Origin of the sequence: Tepidamorphus gemmatus (genome assembly GCF_004346195.1) — a bacterium.
Lineage (GTDB): Bacteria > Pseudomonadota > Alphaproteobacteria > Rhizobiales > Tepidamorphaceae > Tepidamorphus > Tepidamorphus gemmatus.
The window spans coordinates 141,528-160,678 of the sequence record NZ_SMAK01000004.1; the positions used below are offsets into that span (position 1 = coordinate 141,528).

Annotated in this window: 19 protein-coding genes; 12 read left to right on the forward strand and 7 right to left on the reverse strand. The window is 67.1% G+C overall.

Annotation, left to right across the window (positions count from 1 at the left end; translation table 11 throughout):
- Nucleotides 1-31: 31 nt before the first annotated feature.
- The 3 genes from EDC22_RS08095 to rsmA are packed head-to-tail and all read left to right on the forward strand — an operon-like array spanning nucleotide 32 to nucleotide 2,877.
- Nucleotides 32-982, forward strand: coding sequence for a SurA N-terminal domain-containing protein (locus EDC22_RS08095; RefSeq protein WP_132806139.1), 951 nt, complete (start codon nucleotides 32-34; stop codon nucleotides 980-982).
- 45 nt (nucleotides 983-1,027) lie between these two features.
- Nucleotides 1,028-2,011, forward strand: coding sequence for a 4-hydroxythreonine-4-phosphate dehydrogenase PdxA (pdxA, locus tag EDC22_RS08100; protein WP_342635142.1), 984 nt, complete (start codon nucleotides 1,028-1,030; stop codon nucleotides 2,009-2,011).
- Nucleotides 2,008-2,877, forward strand: a complete 870-nt coding sequence (rsmA, locus tag EDC22_RS08105; RefSeq protein WP_132806141.1) for a 16S rRNA (adenine(1518)-N(6)/adenine(1519)-N(6))-dimethyltransferase RsmA — start codon at nucleotides 2,008-2,010, stop codon at nucleotides 2,875-2,877. The genes pdxA and rsmA overlap by 4 nt, the downstream gene beginning before the upstream one ends.
- Here rsmA and gmk read toward each other — a convergent pair.
- The 7 genes from gmk to fabD all read right to left on the reverse strand — a co-directional run bounded on the left by gmk (nucleotide 2,834) and on the right by fabD (nucleotide 9,376).
- On the reverse strand, nucleotides 2,834-3,517 hold the full coding sequence (gene gmk / locus EDC22_RS08110; protein ID WP_132806142.1) for a guanylate kinase: 684 nt from the start codon (nucleotides 3,515-3,517) through the stop codon (nucleotides 2,834-2,836). The two genes, rsmA and gmk, sit on opposite strands and share 44 nt — an antisense overlap.
- On the reverse strand, nucleotides 3,507-4,394 hold the full coding sequence (locus EDC22_RS08115; RefSeq protein ID WP_132806143.1) for a YicC/YloC family endoribonuclease: 888 nt from the start codon (nucleotides 4,392-4,394) through the stop codon (nucleotides 3,507-3,509). Before EDC22_RS08115 ends, gmk begins: the two co-directional genes overlap by 11 nt.
- Nucleotides 4,395-4,508: 114 nt before the next feature.
- Nucleotides 4,509-5,615, reverse strand: coding sequence for an endolytic transglycosylase MltG (gene mltG, locus EDC22_RS08120; protein ID WP_245499680.1), 1,107 nt, complete (start codon nucleotides 5,613-5,615; stop codon nucleotides 4,509-4,511).
- A 229-nt stretch (nucleotides 5,616-5,844) separates the two neighbouring features.
- A complete protein-coding gene (gene fabF / locus EDC22_RS08125; protein WP_132806145.1) occupies nucleotides 5,845-7,110 on the reverse strand; it encodes a beta-ketoacyl-ACP synthase II in 1,266 nt (421 codons plus the stop codon).
- Nucleotides 7,111-7,184: 74 nt separating this feature from the next.
- Nucleotides 7,185-7,421, reverse strand: coding sequence for an acyl carrier protein (locus EDC22_RS08130; protein WP_132806146.1), 237 nt, complete (start codon nucleotides 7,419-7,421; stop codon nucleotides 7,185-7,187).
- 224 nt (nucleotides 7,422-7,645) lie between these two features.
- Entirely contained in the window at nucleotides 7,646-8,383 is a 738-nt protein-coding gene (gene fabG / locus EDC22_RS08135; protein ID WP_132806147.1) for a 3-oxoacyl-[acyl-carrier-protein] reductase, read from the reverse strand.
- Between the two features lie 51 nt (nucleotides 8,384-8,434).
- Nucleotides 8,435-9,376 carry an ACP S-malonyltransferase gene (gene fabD / locus EDC22_RS08140; RefSeq protein WP_132806148.1) on the reverse strand — a complete coding sequence of 314 codons (942 nt, stop codon included), beginning with the start codon at nucleotides 9,374-9,376 and terminating at the stop codon, nucleotides 8,435-8,437.
- Between the two features lie 399 nt (nucleotides 9,377-9,775).
- Between fabD and rpsF the strand changes: the two genes are divergently transcribed.
- The 9 genes from rpsF to purF all read left to right on the forward strand — a co-directional run bounded on the left by rpsF (nucleotide 9,776) and on the right by purF (nucleotide 19,150).
- On the forward strand, nucleotides 9,776-10,246 hold the full coding sequence (rpsF, locus tag EDC22_RS08145) for a 30S ribosomal protein S6 (RefSeq protein WP_132806149.1): 471 nt from the start codon (nucleotides 9,776-9,778) through the stop codon (nucleotides 10,244-10,246).
- The gene (gene rpsR / locus EDC22_RS08150) at nucleotides 10,243-10,497 is read left to right on the forward strand and encodes a 30S ribosomal protein S18 (RefSeq protein WP_132806150.1); all 255 of its coding nucleotides are present in this window, start codon (nucleotides 10,243-10,245) and stop codon (nucleotides 10,495-10,497) included. Before rpsF ends, rpsR begins: the two co-directional genes overlap by 4 nt.
- 213 nt (nucleotides 10,498-10,710) lie before the next feature.
- Nucleotides 10,711-11,277 (forward strand): 50S ribosomal protein L9, encoded by a 567-nt coding sequence (gene rplI / locus EDC22_RS08155; RefSeq protein WP_132806151.1) that lies wholly within the window; start codon nucleotides 10,711-10,713, stop codon nucleotides 11,275-11,277.
- Nucleotides 11,278-11,426: 149 nt separating this feature from the next.
- The gene (locus EDC22_RS08160; RefSeq protein ID WP_132806152.1) at nucleotides 11,427-12,683 is read left to right on the forward strand and encodes a cyclopropane fatty acid synthase; all 1,257 of its coding nucleotides are present in this window, start codon (nucleotides 11,427-11,429) and stop codon (nucleotides 12,681-12,683) included.
- Between the two features lie 111 nt (nucleotides 12,684-12,794).
- The gene (locus tag EDC22_RS08165) at nucleotides 12,795-14,291 is read left to right on the forward strand and encodes a replicative DNA helicase (RefSeq protein ID WP_132806153.1); all 1,497 of its coding nucleotides are present in this window, start codon (nucleotides 12,795-12,797) and stop codon (nucleotides 14,289-14,291) included.
- Nucleotides 14,288-15,433: an alanine racemase gene (alr, locus tag EDC22_RS08170; RefSeq protein ID WP_245499681.1), complete on the forward strand. Its 1,146-nt coding sequence runs from the start codon at nucleotides 14,288-14,290 to the stop codon at nucleotides 15,431-15,433. The genes EDC22_RS08165 and alr overlap by 4 nt, the downstream gene beginning before the upstream one ends.
- Before the next feature lie 10 nt (nucleotides 15,434-15,443).
- A complete protein-coding gene (gene radA, locus EDC22_RS08175) occupies nucleotides 15,444-16,829 on the forward strand; it encodes a DNA repair protein RadA (protein ID WP_132806154.1) in 1,386 nt (461 codons plus the stop codon).
- Between the two features lie 134 nt (nucleotides 16,830-16,963).
- Entirely contained in the window at nucleotides 16,964-17,614 is a 651-nt protein-coding gene (locus tag EDC22_RS08180) for a CvpA family protein (RefSeq protein WP_132806155.1), read from the forward strand.
- Between the two features lie 45 nt (nucleotides 17,615-17,659).
- Nucleotides 17,660-19,150 (forward strand): amidophosphoribosyltransferase, encoded by a 1,491-nt coding sequence (gene purF, locus EDC22_RS08185; RefSeq protein ID WP_132806156.1) that lies wholly within the window; start codon nucleotides 17,660-17,662, stop codon nucleotides 19,148-19,150.
- Nucleotide 19,151: the final 1 nt, after the last annotated feature.

The window sequence follows — 19,151 nt, forward strand, 5'->3', positions numbered from 1 at the left end:
GGCAAGCGCCTGGTGAACTCAGGATAGGGCGATGAACAGGATCAATTCTGCTGCGCGGCGGCTTCGGACCGGACTGGTCGCCGTGGTCTGCGCGGTCGCACTGACGGGCCCCGTGGTTGTCGGGCAGCCCGCCACCGCCAGCGCGATCAAGGTTCTCGTCAACGATTCCCCGATCACCGAGTACGACATCAGCCAACGCGTCAAGTTGCTGAATGCCACAGGCAACCGCAGCGGCAACGTCCAGAAGGCGGCGATCGACGAACTGATCGACGAGAAGCTGAAGATTCAGGAGGCGCGGCGCCTGGGCATCTCCGCTCCGGCCAGCGCGGTCGACAATGCGTTCAACACCATCGCTTCGCGCGTCAACATGTCTCCTGCCCAGTTCTCCCAGGCCCTGAACCAGATGGGGATCAACCCGGCAACGCTGAAGAAGCGCCTCGAAGCCGACATCGCCTGGTCGGACGTGGTTCGGGCGCGATTCCAGCGGGAGGTGCGCATCCGCGACCGCGATATCGAGACCGCACTTGCGAAGAAGGGCGAGGCGGCGACCACCGCCGCCCACGAGATGGTGCTGCAGCAGGTGCTATTCATCATCCCCTCCGGCAGTTCCAACGACTTCATTCGCCAACGGACCCGCGATGCGGAGGATTTCCGGGCAAAGTACAGCGGCTGCGATACCGCAAGGGAGCTTGCCCGCAACTATCGCGACATCGTCGTCAAGGACAATGTCCGCCGCGCCTCGACCGAGCTGCCGCCGGCCGTTGCCGAGATGCTCAAGTCCGTGCCGGTCGGAAAGACGTCGGCCCCGAACAGGACGGCCAACGCCGTGGAGATGATCGGCGTCTGCGATCGCAAGGAGATCCAGAGCAACGCCGCCGCGCGTCAGCAGATCGAGTCGCAGATGATGAACGAGCAGGGCGAGCGACTTGCCCGCCGGTTGCTCATCGACCTGAGGCAGACCGCAGTCATCGAATACCGCTGACCGGCTGTCACGACGATGCATGAGCAACGGCCGCTGGCCGTGACGATGGGCGAGCCCGCGGGGATCGGACCCGAGCTTGTCGGCATGGCCTGGCGCATATTGCGCCATGACGCACAATGCCGATTCGTCTGCCTCGCCGATCCCCGTTTCCTTCACAGACGGTTGCGCGCGGCCGGAATCGACGTCCCGATCGTCGAGATCGACGCAGTCCCGGAAGCTGGGCTCCGCTTCGCGGATGCCCTGCCCGTGTTATCGCTCGATTCGCCCGTGGCAAGTGGGGAACCAGGACGTCCCGACGTCGCCGACTGCCCGGCGGTGCTGGAGGCCATCCACACCGCGGTTGCGCTGGTCCAGGATGGTGCGTGCCGGGCGCTCGTCACATCACCGGTGCAGAAGGAGACGCTCTATCTGTCCGGTTTCCGGTTTCCCGGACATACGGAACTGCTGGGACAGCTCGCGGCGCGGCGCGGCGGTCCGGCAGTGGCGGTGATGATGCTGGCCAGTGCGCAGCTGCGGGTTGTTCCGGTCACCGTACACGTGCCGCTCGCCGACGTGCCTCGGCTTCTGACGACCGATCTGATCGTCTCGACCGGGATGATCGCCGCCACCGATCTTGCACGGCGGTTCGCCATCCCGGCGCCAAGGCTGGCGGTCTGCGGGCTCAATCCCCACGCCGGGGAAGGCGGACAAATCGGGACGGAGGATCGCGACGTCATCGTGCCGGCCGTCGATCGGCTGATCGCGGCGGGAATTGCAGCGAGCGGGCCGCATTCGGCCGACACGCTGTTCCATCCCGTCGCTCGCACCGGCTACGACGCCGTGCTGGCGATGTACCACGACCAGGCCCTGATCCCGATCAAGACCATTGCCTTCGACACCGCGGTGAATGTCACACTGGGCCTGCCCTTCGTGCGCACCTCTCCCGATCACGGCACGGCACTGCAGCTGGCCGGGACCGGCAAGGCCGACCCGACCAGCCTGATCTGCGCGATCCGCATGGCCGCGGAGATGGCGGACCGCGGCGGATGAGTGGCCTTCCGGATCTGCCCCCGCTGCGCGAGGTCATCGCCGCCCATGGGCTTGCCGCGCGCAAGTCGCTCGGCCAGAACTTCCTTCTCGACATCAATCTCACGCGCCGCATCGCCCGCGCCTCAGGTGCCCTCGAAGGCGTTACCGTTGTCGAGGTCGGCCCCGGTCCCGGGGGCTTGACACGCGCCCTGCTGCTCGAGGGGGCGGCAAGGGTGGTGGCCATCGAGAAGGATCGGCGGTGCGTTGCGGCCCTCCTCGAGCTGGCGGCCGCATTTCCCGGCAGGCTAGAGATCATCGAGGCCGATGCGACCGAGCTCGACGCCGCGACCTTGGTCGAAGGTCCTGCCCGCATCGTGGCCAATCTCCCCTACAATGTCGCGACGGTGCTGCTCGCCGGCTGGCTCGGCAGCGAGACCTGGCCGCCGTGGTGGGACTCGCTGACACTGATGTTCCAGCGCGAGGTCGCCGAGCGGATCGTCGCCCGGCACGGGTCGAAGATCTACGGACGGTTGTCGGTGCTTGCGCAATGGCGAACGCGGTCCCGGATCCTGTTCGACGTGGATCGGCGCGCCTTCACGCCGCCGCCGAAGGTGACCTCCTCGGTAGTGCGGATCGAGCCGCTGGATGCCCCCCCGAATGTCGTTCCGCGGGTCCTGGAACGGGTAACAACCGCAGCATTCGGGCAGCGACGCAAGATGCTGCGCTCCAGCCTGCGGCCGCTGGTCGAGGATCCGGACATGGTGCTGCAGGCCGTCGGCATCGATGCCGCGCAACGCGCCGAGGACGTGCCGGTCGGAGGCTATGTGGCGCTGGCGGCCGCTCTCAGTCGAGCTGGGCGGCCAGCTCCTGGTCAAGCGTCCGGATGAAATCCGCAAGGCCAGACAGCCGCCTGCATCGGACCCGTTCGGCCCGCAGGATCGCCCTCACCTGCTTGACGCTCTCGTCGAGGTCGCGGTTGATGATGGCGTAATCGTAGTCCGGCCAATGGGCGATCTCGGTGCGGGCGTTGGCGAGCCGCCGCCGGATCACCTCGGCACTGTCCTCGGCCCGGCGTTCCAGCCGCGCGCGCTGTTCGGCGGCCGACGGCGGCAGAATGAACACCGCCACCACGTCCTCGCGCATCTTGCCCAGAACCTGCAGCGTTCCCTGCCAGTCGATATCGAACAGCACGTCGCGGCCGGCCGCCAGAGCCGCTTCGACCGGTTCGCGCGGCGTCCCGTAGAAATTGCCGTGAACCTCCGCCCATTCGAGCAGTTCCCCCTGGTCCCGGAGGGTTTCGAACTGGCGAACGGTCAGGAACCGGTAATGCACACCATCCACTTCGCTGGGGCGGCGGGGGCGGGTCGTCACCGAGACGGACAGATGCATCGCGCCCGGCTGCGCTTCGTTCTCCTCCTGCAGCAAGTACCGCGAGATCGAGGTCTTGCCGGCCCCGGACGGCGACGACAGGATCAGGATCAATCCGCGTCGGGCGATGCCGCCGGCCCCCATTGCGTCATTCGACATTCTGGACCTGCTCCCGGAGCTGGTCGACCACCGATTTCAGCTCGAGGCCGATCCGCGTCAATGCCACGTCATTCGACTTCGAGCACAATGTGTTGGCCTCGCGGTTGAATTCCTGCGTCAGGAACTCGAGCTTGCGACCGATCGGTCCGCCCGTGGCGATCAGATCTCGGGCGGCGGCGATATGCGCGGCCAGACGATCGAGCTCCTCGCGAATGTCAGCCTTCGTCGCCAGCAGCACCGCCTCCTGATGCAGCCGACCCGGATCCAGAGCGGGAGCGGCCTCGACGAGCTGCGCGACCTGCTGGGCGAGCCTCGCTGCGATGGCCTCGGGGCGAAGCGAGGGCACCTGCTCGGCCTCCGTCACCAGGTCGGCGATCCGGGCAAGACGCGATTCGAGAATCGCGGCCAGCTGCGCCCCTTCAGCGCGACGCATCCGGACGAGCTCGTCGAGCGCCTCGTCGAGTCCGGCGATGAGGCGCGAATCAAGGTCGAGCCGGGTCTGCTCGTCGGCCAGATCGTCGTCGGATTCCAGAACGCCCCGCAGTGCCAGCAGACCATCGGCGCGTGGCGGTGCGACCCTTGCCGAGGCAGTCATCGTGTCACAGGCGGCCAACAGCGCGGTCAGCACGGCCTCGTTGACCCTGACGCCGGCCGCCGAGGCAAGTCGCTGTACCGACAGCGACACCGACAGCGACCCGCGATCGATCCGCGCCTTGGTCCTTTCCCGCACGACGGGCTCGAGGCGCTCGAATCCGGCGGGTAGCCGCATTCTCAGATCGAGCCCGCGGCCATTCACCGAACGGATCTCCCAGTGCCACCTCTCCGTCTCGCCCGCGCCGTCGACGCGGGCGAAACCGGTCATGCTCGATACCGACATCGGATCTTATGTCCAGGATATCGCAGGCGCCCGGGCACCTGCCGCTTCCGCAAAGCGGGCGGACCTTAGCCCGAGGACGGATGCCTCTCAAGCTGGCAGTCGGAAGCCCGACCGCTACTGTGTCACATTGAGATTGAGCCCGCGTAGGGTGCCGGTCGCAGCACCGCCGTCGTCGCCCTCCCCGATGTCCGCCGCCTTGCCGTCGGCAGCGGCCTCGGCCTCGCGGGCGCGGGCGGCATCGCGCTCGCGCCGTTGCCGTTCGAGCGCACGCCACTTCGCGACATTGCGGTTGTGTTCGTCGAGCGTGGCCGCGAAGATATGGCCGCCAGTGCCATCGGCGACGAAGTACAGTTCGTCCGTGCGCGACGGATTGGCGACCGCTTCCATGGCCGCACGCCCCGGATTGCCGATCGGCGTCGGCGGCAGACCGCTGATCTGGTAAGTATTGTACTTGTTCGGGGCGTCGAGTTCGCTGCGCGTGATCGTCCGGTATTCCAGGAAGGCGCGACCGCCATACAGGCCATAGAGGATGGTCGGGTCGGACTGCAGCCGCATGCCCTTCTTCAGGCGGTTGATGAAGACCGCTGCGACGCGCGGCCGTTCGTCAGCCCTGCCGGTTTCCTTCTCGACGATCGACGCTAGGATCACCAGTTCCTCGGGCGTCTGGATCGGAAGGTCCGGCAACCTGCGCTTCCAGATCTCCTCGAGTGCAGCCGCCTGCGCCCGCTGCATGCGCTGGATCAGCTGCATCCGCGTGGTGCCTCGGTCGAACTTGTAGGTCTCGGGCAGCAAGGAGCCCTCTGCCGGGATCTCGTCGATCTCCCCGATCAGGATCGGATCCTCGAGCAGCCGCGCGACAACCTGTTCGCTGGTATGCCCCTCGGGAATGGTCACCTGGTGAAGGATCGCCTTGCCCTCGACCAGGATGTCCATGATGTCGGCCATGCTGGCGTGTTCGGGGATGACATACTCGCCGGCCTTCAGCTGATTCTGCTGCTTGTGCAGCGCGACCCCGCCGACGAACACCCAATACTGACTGATCACCCCCTCGCGTTCGAGCTGGCGGGCAATCTCGCGCAGACCCTGCCCCTTCGCCACCGTGATGGTGCGAGCCGTCTCGAGCGGCCCCTTGCCCTCGAACTGCATCTTGCCGATGACCAGCAAGGCCCCGAGCGCGATGACAACGAGCATCAGGAAGGTGAAGATCCCGCTCAGTGCCACGACGATCGAGCTCTTGGCCCGTCGCGAAGGTGGCGGAGGCGGAGCAGGTTCGGGCTGCAGGGCCTCCCGGGCGCTGCGGGGAGCAAACCGCCGGCCTACGGTGCGGTCGTCGCGATGTTCCTCGCTCACCCTGTCCAGTCTCCCTGCGGGCTGCGACCAAGCGTCGGCGCCAGAGTATCGCGCATTTGGGCGAAAGCGTGAACCGGCGGGCTTTCGACGGTCAGCCGGTTCAGGCGTCGAACCTCCTGAGGATCAGGGAGGCATTGGTGCCGCCGAATCCGAATGAATTCGACAGGACCGTATTGATTTCCCTGCGCCGCGCCACATGCGGAACCAGATCGATCGGCGTATCCACCGACGGATTGTCGAGATTGAGGGTCGGCGGTGCCACGTTGTCGCGAATTGCAAGTGTCGAGAAGATCGCCTCCACGGCTCCTGCCGCCCCGAGCAGGTGCCCGATGGCCGACTTGGTCGACGACATCGAGATCCTGCCAGCCGCGTTGCCGACCAGCCGCGCCACGGCCCCCAGTTCGATCTCGTCGCCAAGCGGCGTAGACGTGCCGTGCGCGTTGACGTAATCGATCTCGGACACGTCGATGCCCGCCCGCTGAACGGCGGCCTGCATGCAACGGAAGGCTCCGTCCCCGTCAGCCGCCGGCGCGGTGATGTGATAGGCATCGCCGGAGAGCCCGTAGCCGATCAGTTCGGCATAGATGCGGGCGCCGCGTGCCCTGGCGTGGTCGAGCTCCTCGAGGACGACGATGCCGGCCCCCTCTCCCATCACGAATCCGTCGCGGTCGCGATCGTAGGGACGCGAGGCGCGCTTCGGTTCGTCGTTGAAATTGGTCGACAAGGCCCGGCAGGCGGAGAAGCCGGCAAGCGCCAGGCGGCAGACGCCGCCTTCGGTGCCGCCGGCGACCATCACGTCTGCATCGCCCAGCGCAATCATGCGCGCGGCATCGCCGATGGCGTGCGCACCCGTCGAGCAGGCGGTGACGACCGCGCTGTTGGGTCCCTTGAGGCCATGCCGGATCGAGATGTAGCCCGAGGCGAGATTGATAAGGCGTCCGGGAATGAAGAACGGGCTCATCCGCCGCGCGCCCTTGTCGCGCAGCACCATGGCGCCTTCCTCAATGCCCTGCAGGCCGCCGATGCCGGAACCCACCAGCACGCCGGTGCGGATCTGGTCCTCCCGCGCGGTCGGCGCCCAGCCGGCATCATTGAGCGCCTGGGTCGCGGCCGCCATGGCGAAGACGATGAAGTCGTCGACCTTGCGCTGCTCCTTCGGCTCCATCCACTGGTCGGGATTATAGGTCCCGTCGGTGCCGTCGCCGCGCGGAATCCGGCAGGCTATCTTGCAGGCGATGTCGGAGACGTCGAAATCGTCGACCTTGACGGCTCCGTTCTCGCCGGCGATGAGCCGCGACCAAGTCTCCTCGACGCCGCAGCCGAGCGGCGTGACCAGGCCGAGGCCGGTGATGACAACACGACGCATTTCAGACGATCCAGCTGATCGGGTGCCGCGCCTCGGGCCCTGCACAGGAGACCTCCGCGGACGGCGTCGACCCGTTAGGACGCGTTCTTCTCGAGGAACTTCACCGCATCGCCGACGGTGAGGATTGTCTCTGCCGCGTCGTCCGGGATCTCGCAGCCGAACTCCTCCTCGAAGGCCATCACCAGCTCGACCGTGTCGAGGCTGTCGGCCCCCAGGTCGTCGATGAAGCTGGCGTTCTCGGTGACCTTGTCGGCCTCGACGCCGAGGTGCTCCACGACGATCTTCTTCACCCGTTCCGCAATGTCGCTCATCCTGTCATCCCCGATCTAGCGGTCGATTACGTCTCATCATTCAGTTTGTCGGGAAGCGTGCGAGGTGGACAGAGCCTCCGGCGGGTGCCGCATCCGTCCTTCGATCCCGGTCCGGCTGACGGTATTCGCCCTGCCGGAAGTTCGCGGCTAGTAGCACACTTTCCCGGCATTGACCAGAACGCCCCGGCTCCGTTGCCGGGCTCCGGCTCGATTCCCGAAACTGTTCAAATCATTGCCATTCCGCCGTTCACATGGAGCGTCTGCCCGGTGACGTAGGCGGCCTCGTCGCTGGCAAGATAGACGACGGCCGCGGCGATCTCGGCCGGCAGTCCGAGCCGGCCGGCCGGGACCCGCGACAGCGCCGCCTCGCGCTGCTTGTCGTTCAGCGCATCGGTCATCGCGGTCTCGATGAAGCCGGGCGCCACACAGTTGACCGTGATCCCGCGCGAGGCGACCTCGAGCGCGAGCGCCTTCGACATGCCGATCATGCCAGCCTTGGCGGCCGCATAGTTGCCCTGGCCCGGATTGCCGGTGACGCCGACGATCGAGGTGATGCCGATGATGCGACCGGAGCGACGTCGCATCATGCCGCGCACGGCGGCACGCGCAAGGCGGAAGCCGGCGGTCAGGTTGACGGCCAGCACGGTGTCCCACTCCTCGTCCTTCATCCGCATGAAGATGTTGTCACGCGTGATCCCGGCATTGTTCACCAGGATATCGAGGCGACCCATCGTCTCCTCGGCCTCGCCGGCGAGTGCGTCGACGGCCGCCGGATCGCGGAGATCGCAGGGCAGGACGTGAACCCGCCCGTCGAGCTCGGCGGCGAGCGAGGCGAGCGCATCCGCGCGCGTTCCCGAGACCGCCACCGTGGCACCACGCGCATGCAGGGCCCGGGCGATGGCGCCGCCGATGCCCCCGGTTGCACCGGTGACCAGCGCGCATTTGCCGCTCAGATCGAACATCGAACCTCCAATCCGCTCCGGACCGACGACTCGGGACCGACGATACAGCGTTCAGCAGCGCGACGCGACGAGCGCCGCGACATCCTCCGGCGTACCGACCGCAGCGGCGGCAACCGACCGGTCGATCCGTTTGGTAAGACCCGTCAGCACCCGGCCGGCACCGATCTCCTTGAGTTCGCTGACGCCGTTTGCCGCCATCCACAGGACGCTCTCGCGCCAGCGGACGGTACCCGTGACCTGCTCGACAAGCCGGCGCCGGATCTCCTCCGGATCGCGGATCGGTGCGGCCAGCACATTGCAGACCACCGGGACCGCCGGCGCGCTGACCGCCGTTGCCGCCAGCGCCGCGCGCATCACCTCGGCGGCCGGCGCCATCAGGGCACAATGGAAGGGCGCGCTTACCGGCAGCAGCATCGCCTTCATAGCACCCTTGCCGCGCGCGATCTCGCAGGCGCGCTCGACCGCCGCCTTCGCGCCGCTGACGACCACCTGGCCCGGGGCATTGTCGTTGGCGGCCTGGCAGACCTCGCCCTGCGCGGCCTCCTCGGCAACGGTCAGCGCGGTCTCGTAGTCGAGACCGAGCAGCGCCGCCATCGCCCCCTCGCCGACCGGAACGGCCGCCTGCATCGCGCGGCCGCGGGTGCGCAACAGTCGCGCGGCATCGGCCAGCTCGATCGCGCCCGCGGCGGCCAGCGCCGAATATTCGCCGAGCGAATGGCCGGCTACGAAGGTGGCAGTGTCGGCGAGCCGCACGCCCTCGGCCTCCAGCGCCCGGACGACGGCCATGCTGACCGCCATCAAGGCCGGCTGGGCATTCTCGGTAAGGGTCAGCCGGTCCTCAGGCCCCTCCCAGATCACCGCCGACAAGCGCTCGCCCAATGCCTCGTCGACCTCGTCGAACACCGCGCGCGCGGCCGGATAGGCTTCGGCCAGCGCCCGCCCCATGCCGACGGTCTGGCTGCCCTGCCCGGGAAAGACGAAAGCAATGCTCATGGAAGCGGTCCCGACGTCGTCGATCTCGTCATGATGTCCGCGGGTGCCCCGGCCCCGAACGGGGACATGAACCCGAACCGGGGCGCACAGACAACGGCAGGCTGCACATGTCAAGCGCCGAGCGCGTCGTGTCTACCGTCGACCCGACGCCACTCCCCGCCCCGCAGTGACGCGCGTCGCTGAACGCGATGCTTGCCTTTTGACGCGATTGCCGTATATCAGCGCGATCCGGTCGACCTGTGGCCGGAGGCTGAACGGAAGGCCGTCCCCTGATGGGCGGCAGGGCATGGTGCCCGGCTTCCCGTGTCTCCGCTCTCGAGATCCTTGTCGAACGCCTTTCCGGAGGCTTCGAAGAGGCTTTGCGCCTTAGGCGGCCGATCGAAACGGAAAGGATGAAAGATGCCACTCTACGAGCACGTGTTCCTGGCGCGCCAGGACATGTCGGCGCAGCAGGTCGAGGCGCTGACGGAGCAGTTGAAGTCGATCCTGGAGCAGGGTGGCGGCAAGGTCGCCAAGACCGAATACTGGGGCGTCCGCCCATTGACGTTCCGTATCAAGAAGAACCGCAAGGCCCACTATTCGCTGCTGAACATCGACGCGCCGCACAGCGCGGTCGCCGAGATGGAGCGGCAGATGAGCCTCAGCGACGACATCCTTCGCTTCATGACGGTCCGCGTCGAGGAGCACGAGGAGGGGCCGTCGGCCATTCTGGCCCGGCGTGATCGCGATGACCGCGGCGAGCGCCGCGGCGATCGGGGCGACAGGCCGGGCGGCTTCCGGAGCGACAGGGGCGACCGCGGGGATCGCGGCGACCGCCGCCCCTCCCGGTTCCGTGACGAGGCCGGCCGCGAAGGGGGAATTGAACCATGAGCATCCCGAACATCGCGCAGCTGCCGGTCCGCCGGCCCTTCCACCGCCGCCGCAAGACCTGTCCGTTCTCCGGCGCCGACGCCCCGAAGATCGACTACAAGGACGTCCGGCTGCTGCAGCGCTACATTTCCGAGCGTGGCAAGATCGTGCCGAGCCGCATCACCGCGGTCTCGGCGAAGAAGCAGCGCGAGCTCGCCAAGGCGATCAAGCGCGCCCGCTTCCTGGGCCTGTTGCCGTACGTCGTGAAGTGAGCCCGCACGGCAGTTGCCGTGCGGCCGGTTGGGCCGGCCCGTCTCCGGGAGCCGGCTCTAACCGCCAGATCAGGCGGGACAGCTGAGACGATGACGAGAGACATCGACCCGGCCATCGCTATCGCTGAGGCCCCGCGGAGGCGCACTCCACGGGGCGGCATGGCGCGTCCAGCCACTCTCCGAGACCTCTAGTCATTCCCCAAGGAGACCGAAATGCAAGTCATCCTGCTCGAGCGCATCCCCAAGCTGGGCCAGATGGGCGACGAGGTGCGCGTTCGCGCCGGCTATGCGCGCAACTATCTGCTGCCGCAGCGCAAGGCGCTGCGTGCCACCGAGGCGAACCGGAAGCTGTTCGAGTCGCAGCGTGCCCAGCTCGAGGCGCGCAATCTCGAACTCAGGAGCGAGGCCCAGAGCGTCGCGACCCGTCTCGACGGCCAGACGGTGGTGATGATCCGTTCGGCCGGCGAGCGCGGACAGCTCTACGGTTCCGTCTCGACGCGCGACATCGCCGAGGCGCTGACCGAGGCAGGCTTCAGCGTCGCGCGAAGCCAGGTCGTGCTGCACACCCCGATCAAGAATCTCGGCGTCTTCGAGGTGCCGGTCCGCCTTCACCCCGAAGTCGAGGCGGTGGTAAGGATCAACGTCGCCCGCACCCCGGAAGAGGCCGAGCGCCAGGCGCGCGGCGAGGACGTGACGCTTCCCGAGACCGACGACGTTGAGGCGCCGATCGAAGAGGAAGCCTTCTTCGAGGAGACGGCCAGCAACGAGGACTCCGCCTAGCCTCGCCGACACCCGCCTGTTCCGACGGGAACACCGGCAGGTCTACGTGGCGTTGACGACATCCGAGCGCCCTGGCCGATTGAACGTCCGGGGCGCTTGATGCTTTAATCCGCAACCGCTGGGACTCTGGGGGAAGCGGCGGATCGGACATGGGCAGCCTGCTCGAATATGCGTTGTCGAAGGTGGTGCGTGAGGGAAACCTCCGCGTTACCGACCATGCTGGCATCACGCATAGCTTCGGCGACGGCACCGGCACCCCGGTCCACGTCCGCTTCACGTCCGCCGCGGCCGAACGATCGGTGCTGATGAACCCCGAGCTGCGGCTCGGCGAATGCTTCATGGATGGCACCTTCGTCGTCGAGGAAGGGACGATCTACGACTTCCTCGATATCGTTCTGCGGCACGAGGAAACCGGCGCGCTGCCCTGGTGGGTGCTGGCCCTGCGCGGAATGCGGTATCTCACGCGCCGGCTGCGCCAGTTCAATCCGACCGGTCGGGCGCGCCGCAACGTCGCGCATCACTACGATCTCGACGGACGGCTCTATCGGCTGTTTCTCGATCCCGACCTGCAATATTCGTGTGCCTACTTCGAGACGGCGACCACAACGCTGGAAGAGGCGCAGCTCGCGAAGAAGCGGCATCTGGTTTCCAAGCTCGCGCTTTCCCCCGGCCAGCGGGTCCTTGACATCGGTTCGGGATGGGGCGGTCTCGGCCTCTACATCGCCGAGACGCACCCGGTCTCGGTCGTCGGCGTGACGCTCAGCACCGAGCAGCATGCGGTCAGCAACGAGCGGGCCCGCAGCAAGGCCATGGCGGACCGTGTGGAGTTCCGCCTGTCCGACTATCGCAAGCTCGACGAGCGGTTCGACCGGATCATCTCCGTGGGCATGTTCGAGCATGTCGGCGTCGGCCACTATGACGAGTTCTTCCGCAAGGTGCGCGACCTCCTCGCCGATGACGGCGTGATGGTGCTGCATTCGATCGGCCGGTTCGGCCGGCCAGGCGACACCAACTCCTGGATCCAGAAATACATCTTTCCCGGCGGCTATATCCCTGCCCTGTCGGAGGTGATGCCGGCCATTGAGCGGGCCGGCCTAAAGGTTACCGATATAGAGATACTGCGCCTTCACTATGCCGAAACGCTCCGGGAGTGGCGCCGGCGCTTCATGGCGCATCGCGACGAGGCCATGAGGCTGTATGACGAACGGTTCTGCCGGATGTGGGAATTCTATCTTGCCGGCTCGGAGATCTCCTTCCGGCATCAGGGGATGATGAACTTCCAGATCCAGCTCGTGAAGAATCAGAACGCCCTGCCGCTGACGCGCGGCTACATGGAACAGGCGGAGAATGCCCTGCGGCTGCGCGACGGGCCGCTGATTCCCGGCCGTTCGCAGGCCGCTGAGTAGACGTCAAGAGTCGCGTTCGACAGTCTTGACGATCTGTTAACGAAGCTGGAAACCGCGCAAACTGCGCATGCGGGATTCGCGCCACGGCGCAGCATCCCATAGTTCAGAGCCATGACGATCCAAGCCCTGTCCCGTCCGCTCGATCAGCGGCCCGACGCCGATTTCCGCACGGTCCCGCACAACATCGAGGCCGAGCAAGCCCTGTTGGGCGCCATCCTGGTCAACAACGAAGCGTTCTACCGGGTCTCGGATTTCCTGGTGCCGGAGCATTTCTTCGATCCCGTCCACCAGCGCATCTTCGACGTGGTGTCACGCCTGATCCGGGCGAACAAGACGGCGACACCGGTCACGCTGAAGACGTTCCTCGAGCGGGAAGAGCCTATCGGCGAGCTTTCGGTGCCCGCCTATCTCGCCCGGCTCGCCAGCGCTGCCACCACAGTGATCAATGCCGAGGACTACGGCCGCACGATCTACGATCTCGCCACGCGCCGCCGCCTGATCGCGATCGGCGAGGACATGGTGAACACGGCCTATGATGCGGGCGTCGAGATGACCCCTGCCAAGCAGATCGAGATCACCGAACAGCGCCTGTTCGAGCTGGCCGAGACCGGCAAGTACGGTTCGGGATTCCTGCGCTTCGGAGAAGCGCTCAAGGATGCCATCGACATGGCCAGCAAGGCCTATCAGCGCGACGGCCATCTCTCCGGCATCGCCACCGGGCTGCGCGATCTCGATGACCTGATGGGCGGGCTCCAGCCCTCCGACCTGATCATCCTGGCCGGCCGGCCGGCCATGGGAAAGACCGCGCTCGCCACCAACATCGCCTTCCACATCGCCTCAAGATACAAGGGACGGCAGCTGCCCGACGGCCGCGTCGAGACCATCGATGGCGGTATCGTCGGCTTCTTCTCGCTGGAAATGTCGGCCGAACAGCTCGCGACGCGCATCATCTCGGAACAGGCGGCCGTCTCCTCCGAGAACATCCGACGCGGCAAGACCACCCGCGAGGAGTTTGACCGGCTGGTCGATGTCGCTCAACGCCTGCAGTCCGTGCCGCTCTACATCGACGCCACCGGCGGCCTGTCGATCGCCCAGCTCGCCGCGCGGGCGCGCCGGCTGAAGCGGCAAAAGGGCCTCGACATGCTGGTGATCGACTATCTCCAGTTGCTCACCGGCAGCAGCAAGCGGGCAAGCGACAGCCGGGTCCAGGAAATCACCGAGATCACCACCGGTCTCAAGGCGTTGGCGAAGGAACTGAATGTACCGATTCTGGCGCTGTCGCAGCTCTCCCGCCAGGTCGAAGCGCGCGAGGACAAGCGGCCGCAGCTCGCCGACCTGCGCGAATCCGGATCCATCGAACAGGACGCCGACGTGGTGCTCTTCGTCTATCGCGAGGAGTACTACCTGAAGAACAAGAAGCCGCGCGAGGGCACCCCGGAGTTCGAGACCTGGCAGGATGAGATGGCCCGCGCCCACGGACTCGCCGAGGTGATCATCGGCAAGCAGCGGCATGGCCCTACGGGAACCGTCAATCTGGCCTTCCTCGCCGAGTTCACACGCTTCGACAACCTGGCGAACGACGCCCGGCTGCCGGAACGGTTCGGATGAGAATGCCTGCCGGCCGCGCGTCCTGGCCGGCCGAGGCGCTCGAAGCGGCCGGGCGTCTGACGATCGACCTTGCCGCGATCACCGACAACTGGCGCAATCTGGCGGCGCGCGCACGTGGCGCCGAGACCGCGGCCTGCGTCAAGGCGGATGCCTACGGCCTGGGCATCGACGCGGTCGTCCCCGCGCTGACCGCGGCCGGGTGCCGCACGTTCTTTGTCGCGCTGCTCGCCGAGGCGCGGCGGGTCCGGGCCGCGGCTCCCGACGCGACGATCTACGTGCTCGGCGGCTTCCATCCGCACACGGGTCCGGCCTATGTCGAGACCGGTGCCCGGCCGGTCCTCGGCTCGCTTGCCGAGATTTCCGACTGGGCCGGATTCTGCCGCACCGCCGGCGCGCGCTTGCCGGCAGCGGTGCACATCGACACGGGCATGAACCGGCTCGGGCTGAGCCGCGAGGAGTGCCTCGCCCTGCCCCCGCCGGACGATCTTGCCCGCGTCTTCGAAGTGTCGCTCGTGATGAGCCACCTGGCCTGCGCCGACACGCCGAACCATCCGCTGACACGCGAGCAGCGCGACCGGTTCGAGATCCTCCGCCACCGGCTGCCACCGGCACCAGCATCCCTGGCCAATTCCGCCGGACTGCTGAGCGATCCGGCGCTGCACTACGACATGACGCGGCCCGGCATCGCGATTTATGGCGGCCTCGCGGTCACCGGGCGGCCCAACCCGATGCGACCTGTCGTCAGACTGGAGGCACGCGTCGTTCAGCTGCGCACGATTTCCGCCGGTTCGTCCGTCGGCTACGGCGCCGCGCAGACGGTGCGGCGCGACACCCGGCTGGCGATCCTGTCGGCCGGTTATGCGGACGGCTACATGCGCGCTGCCGGCAGCACCGACCTGAGGGCGGGCGCGACGGTCTATTTCGGCGAGGATGCCGCGCCGCTGGTCGGCCGGATCTCCATGGATCTGATCGCAGCCGACGTTACCGACATCCCGGAAGATCGAATCGTGGCAGGAAGTTGGGCGGAATTGCTCGGAGATCGATTCACCGTGGACGATCTCGCGGCACGGGCCGGCACCATCGGCTACGAGATCCTGACGGGCCTCGGCCACCGCTATCGCCGCGACTATATCGAGGCCTGAGGAGCAAGCCATGGCGCGTCGGTCGGCGCAGTTCGTCTGTCAGTCCTGCGGCGCGATCAGCACGAAATGGACCGGCCGCTGCGAAGCCTGCGGAACCTGGAACAGCCTGGTGGAGGAAGGCGGCGGCGGGGTGCTGGCGGCACCGGCCAGGCCGTTCGCCAAGGGCCGGGTTATCGAACTCGTCGCGCTTGCCGGCACAAGCGAGGATGCGCCACGCACACTCGCCGGCATCGGCGAACTCGATCGGGTCACGGGCGGCGGCTTCGTGCGCGGCTCGGCGATACTGATCGGCGGCGACCCCGGCATCGGCAAGTCAACGCTCCTGATCCAGGCGGCGGCCGCGGTTGCGCAAGCTGGTCGGCGGGTCGTCTACGTCTCCGGCGAGGAGGCGGTCGGCCAGGTTCGGCTGCGCGCTGCGCGTCTCGGCCTGTCCGATGCCCCCGTCGCGCTCGCGGCCGAGACCCGCATCGAGGACATCGTTGCGACGGTCTCCGCAGGTGCCCCGCCCGACCTGATGATCATCGACTCGATCCAGACGATGTGGACCGACCAGGTCGAATCGACACCCGGCACCGTCACCCAGATCCGCGGCGCCGCGCAGGCGCTGATCCGGTTCGCCAAGCGGATGGGCACGACCGTGGTGCTGGTAGGCCATGTCACCAAGGACGGCCAGATCGCCGGACCGCGCGTCGTCGAGCACATGGTCGATGCGGTGCTCTACTTCGAAGGCGATGGCGCCCACCGCTTCCGCATTCTGAGGGCGGTGAAGAACCGGTTCGGGCCGACCGACGAGATCGGCGTCTTCGAAATGTCCGGCAAGGGGCTGATCGAGGTGCCGAACCCGTCCGCCCTGTTTCTCGGCGACCGCGATTCGCGGACACCGGGATCGGCGGTATTCGCCGGCATTGAGGGCACCCGACCGGTGCTGGTCGAGTTCCAGGCCCTCGTCGCGCCATCCCCGCTCGGCACCCCGCGCCGGGCGGTGGTAGGATGGGATGCGAGCCGGCTGTCGATGCTGCTCGCCGTGCTCGATGCCCATTGCGGGCTGAAGCTCGGCGGCCACGATGTCTATCTCAACGTCGCCGGCGGATTGCGGATCATCGAGCCTGCGGCCGATCTGGCCGCGGCCGCGGCGCTGGTCTCCTCCCTCGCCCAGGCGCCGTTGCCGCCCGAAGCCGTGTTCTTCGGCGAAGTGTCGCTGTCGGGCGCCGTAAGGGCCGTGCCGCACGGGGCGGCGCGGCTCAGGGAGGCCCACAAGCTCGGCTTCGCGGAAGCCGTGGCACCGGTCGGCAATCAGGCGGAGGCGGGAGCGGGCGGCGTCAGCCTCGTCTGCGTCGACACGCTCGCCGGTCTCGTGGCGCGGATCGCCGCCGGCCGCAGCACCGGCAAAACCTGATCCGGCCTTGTCGCAGCGCGGCATCGCCTCGCCGAATTTCCGGTGATCGCGCTCAAGGAGTCGTTTGCGCCGGCCGATGATTCGGATTAACTAGCCGCGGCTCTATCGGCCCGCAACGGAGGCTCCCCGACGCTATGGTGGTAACGGGGCTCGATTTCATCGTCATCGCAGTGATGCTGATCTCGGCGTTGCTCGCCATGGTGCGCGGGCTCACCCGGGAGGTGCTGTCGATCGCCTCGTGGGTGGCGGCGGCGGTCGCGACACTGTACTTCTTTCCGCGCTTCCAGGGTCAGGTGCGCGAGATGCTGCAGCCGAACTGGCTGGCCGACATCTCGCTGGCCGTCGGCATCTTCCTGATCACGCTGATCGTGGTGTCGTTCATCACGATGCGGATCTCCGACTTCATCCTCGACAGCCGCATCGGCGCGATCGACAGGACGCTCGGCTTCATATTCGGGCTGGCGCGCGGCCTGCTGCTGGTGGTCATCGCCTACATGTTCCTGGCCTGGCTGGTGCCCGAAGAAAACCAGCCCGACTGGATCCGCGGGGCGCGATCGAAGCCGATCCTGAAGCAGACCGGCGATGCGATCATTGCCATGTTGCCGGAAGATCCCGAGAAGGCGATCCTAGACCGGATCCGCAATCGCAACGGCGGGGCGGACGCACCCGCGCCCGGCGGCACGGAGGAACCACCGGTCGAGGAAGACACCGAGCAGAGCTACCAGCCATCGGAACGGCAGGGCCTGAACCAGTTGCTTGACACGACCCGCGGCAGCGATAACTGACCGCGTGACCCGCGCCACGTGGTGCGGACCCGACCGGAGCAGCGGATGCCTATCCCCGACACGGGCACGATCGACTATCTCAGTTCTGCGATTGATGACACCGAGGGCGACGTGCTTCGCGAGAAGTGCGGCGTGTTCGGCGTGTTCGGCCATCGTGACGCCGCCGCGCTGACGGCGCTCGGCCTGCATGCCCTGCAGCATCGCGGGCAGGAGGCAGCCGGCATAGTCTCCTTCGACGGCCGTCACTTCCACACCGAGCGCCGGATGGGCCTTGTCGGCGACCATTTCTCACGCGGTTCGGTGATCGAGCGGCTCGCGGGCGACTCCGCAATCGGCCATTGCCGCTATGCAACGACGGGCGCGACGATCCTGCGCAACGTCCAGCCGCTCTATGCCGACCTCGCCGGCGGTGGCATCGCCGTCTGCCACAACGGCAACCTGACCAACGCGCTGACGCTGCGACGGCGGCTGATCCGCGAGGGAGCGATCTGCCAATCGACGTCGGACACAGAGGTGATCCTGCACCTGATCGCCCGCTCGCCGAAGCAGAAGCTGGTGGAGCGCTTCATCGACGCGCTGCAGCAGATCGAAGGCGCCTACTCCCTCGTCGCCCTGAGCAACAAGAAACTGATCGGCGCCCGCGATCCCCTTGGCATCCGGCCCCTTGTACTCGGCGACCTCAACGGCACGCCGATCCTTGCCTCGGAGACGTGCGCGCTCGACATCATCGGCGCCCGCTACGTGCGCGACATCGGCAACGGCGAGGTGGTCGTGATCTCCCGGGACGGGATCGAATCGCACCGACCCTTCCCGCAGCAGGCAGCCCGACCCTGCATCTTCGAGTACATCTATTTCGCCCGACCGGATTCGGTCGTCGGCGGGCGCAGCGTGTACGAGGTCCGCAAGCGGATGGGCCAGGAACTGGCCCACGAGTCGCCCGCCGATTGCGACGTCGTCGTGCCGGTACCGGATTCCGGCGTGCCCGCCGCAATCGGTTTCGCCCAGGCGTCCGGGACGCCGTTCGAGCTTGGCATCATCCGCAACCACTATGTCGGTCGGACCTTCATCGAGCCGACCCAGCAGATCCGGGCGCTCGGCGTCAAGCTGAAGCACAACGCCAACCGCAGCCAGGTCGCGGGCAAGCGGATCGTCCTGATCGACGACAGCCTGGTCAGGGGAACGACCTCCGTGAAGATCGTGCAGATGATGCGCGATGCGGGCGCGCGCGAGGTGCACATGCGGATCGCCAGCCCGCCCATCACCCATCCCGACTACTACGGGATCGATACCCCGGAGCGAGACAAGCTGCTTGCGGCCAACATGAATCTCGACGAGATGCGGGCCTTCATCGGTGCCGACTCCCTCGCCTTCCTGTCGGTCGAAGGAATCTACCGGGCAATGGGCCACAATCGCCGCGATCCGGACCATCCGCAATATACCGATCACTGCTTCACCGGCGACTACCCGACGCCGCTCACCGACCTCGCCGGGTCCGAGGGCGACCACCATCTCTCGCTGCTGGCCGAGACCGCATAGA

What these genes read in the sequence shown, in the direction of transcription:
- fabG (WP_132806147.1), bottom strand. Translation starts at nt 8,383, where the DNA reads ATGTTCGATCTGAGCGGCAAATGCGCGCTGGTCACCGGTGCAACCGGG.
- fabF (WP_132806145.1), bottom strand. Translation starts at nt 7,110, where the DNA reads ATGCGTCGTGTTGTCATCACCGGCCTCGGCCTGGTCACGCCGCTCGGC.
- pdxA (WP_342635142.1), top strand. Translation starts at nt 1,028, where the DNA reads ATGGGCGAGCCCGCGGGGATCGGACCCGAGCTTGTCGGCATGGCCTGG.
- EDC22_RS08165 (WP_132806153.1), top strand. Translation starts at nt 12,795, where the DNA reads ATGACGATCCAAGCCCTGTCCCGTCCGCTCGATCAGCGGCCCGACGCC.
- rpsF (WP_132806149.1), top strand. Translation starts at nt 9,776, where the DNA reads ATGCCACTCTACGAGCACGTGTTCCTGGCGCGCCAGGACATGTCGGCG.
- EDC22_RS08115 (WP_132806143.1), bottom strand. Translation starts at nt 4,394, where the DNA reads ATGTCGGTATCGAGCATGACCGGTTTCGCCCGCGTCGACGGCGCGGGC.
- purF (WP_132806156.1), top strand. Translation starts at nt 17,660, where the DNA reads ATGCCTATCCCCGACACGGGCACGATCGACTATCTCAGTTCTGCGATT.
- rsmA (WP_132806141.1), top strand. Translation starts at nt 2,008, where the DNA reads ATGAGTGGCCTTCCGGATCTGCCCCCGCTGCGCGAGGTCATCGCCGCC.
- rplI (WP_132806151.1), top strand. Translation starts at nt 10,711, where the DNA reads ATGCAAGTCATCCTGCTCGAGCGCATCCCCAAGCTGGGCCAGATGGGC.
- fabD (WP_132806148.1), bottom strand. Translation starts at nt 9,376, where the DNA reads ATGAGCATTGCTTTCGTCTTTCCCGGGCAGGGCAGCCAGACCGTCGGC.
- EDC22_RS08180 (WP_132806155.1), top strand. Translation starts at nt 16,964, where the DNA reads ATGGTGGTAACGGGGCTCGATTTCATCGTCATCGCAGTGATGCTGATC.
- EDC22_RS08095 (WP_132806139.1), top strand. Translation starts at nt 32, where the DNA reads ATGAACAGGATCAATTCTGCTGCGCGGCGGCTTCGGACCGGACTGGTC.
- gmk (WP_132806142.1), bottom strand. Translation starts at nt 3,517, where the DNA reads ATGTCGAATGACGCAATGGGGGCCGGCGGCATCGCCCGACGCGGATTG.
- EDC22_RS08130 (WP_132806146.1), bottom strand. Translation starts at nt 7,421, where the DNA reads ATGAGCGACATTGCGGAACGGGTGAAGAAGATCGTCGTGGAGCACCTC.
- EDC22_RS08160 (WP_132806152.1), top strand. Translation starts at nt 11,427, where the DNA reads ATGGGCAGCCTGCTCGAATATGCGTTGTCGAAGGTGGTGCGTGAGGGA.
- alr (WP_245499681.1), top strand. Translation starts at nt 14,288, where the DNA reads ATGAGAATGCCTGCCGGCCGCGCGTCCTGGCCGGCCGAGGCGCTCGAA.
- rpsR (WP_132806150.1), top strand. Translation starts at nt 10,243, where the DNA reads ATGAGCATCCCGAACATCGCGCAGCTGCCGGTCCGCCGGCCCTTCCAC.
- radA (WP_132806154.1), top strand. Translation starts at nt 15,444, where the DNA reads ATGGCGCGTCGGTCGGCGCAGTTCGTCTGTCAGTCCTGCGGCGCGATC.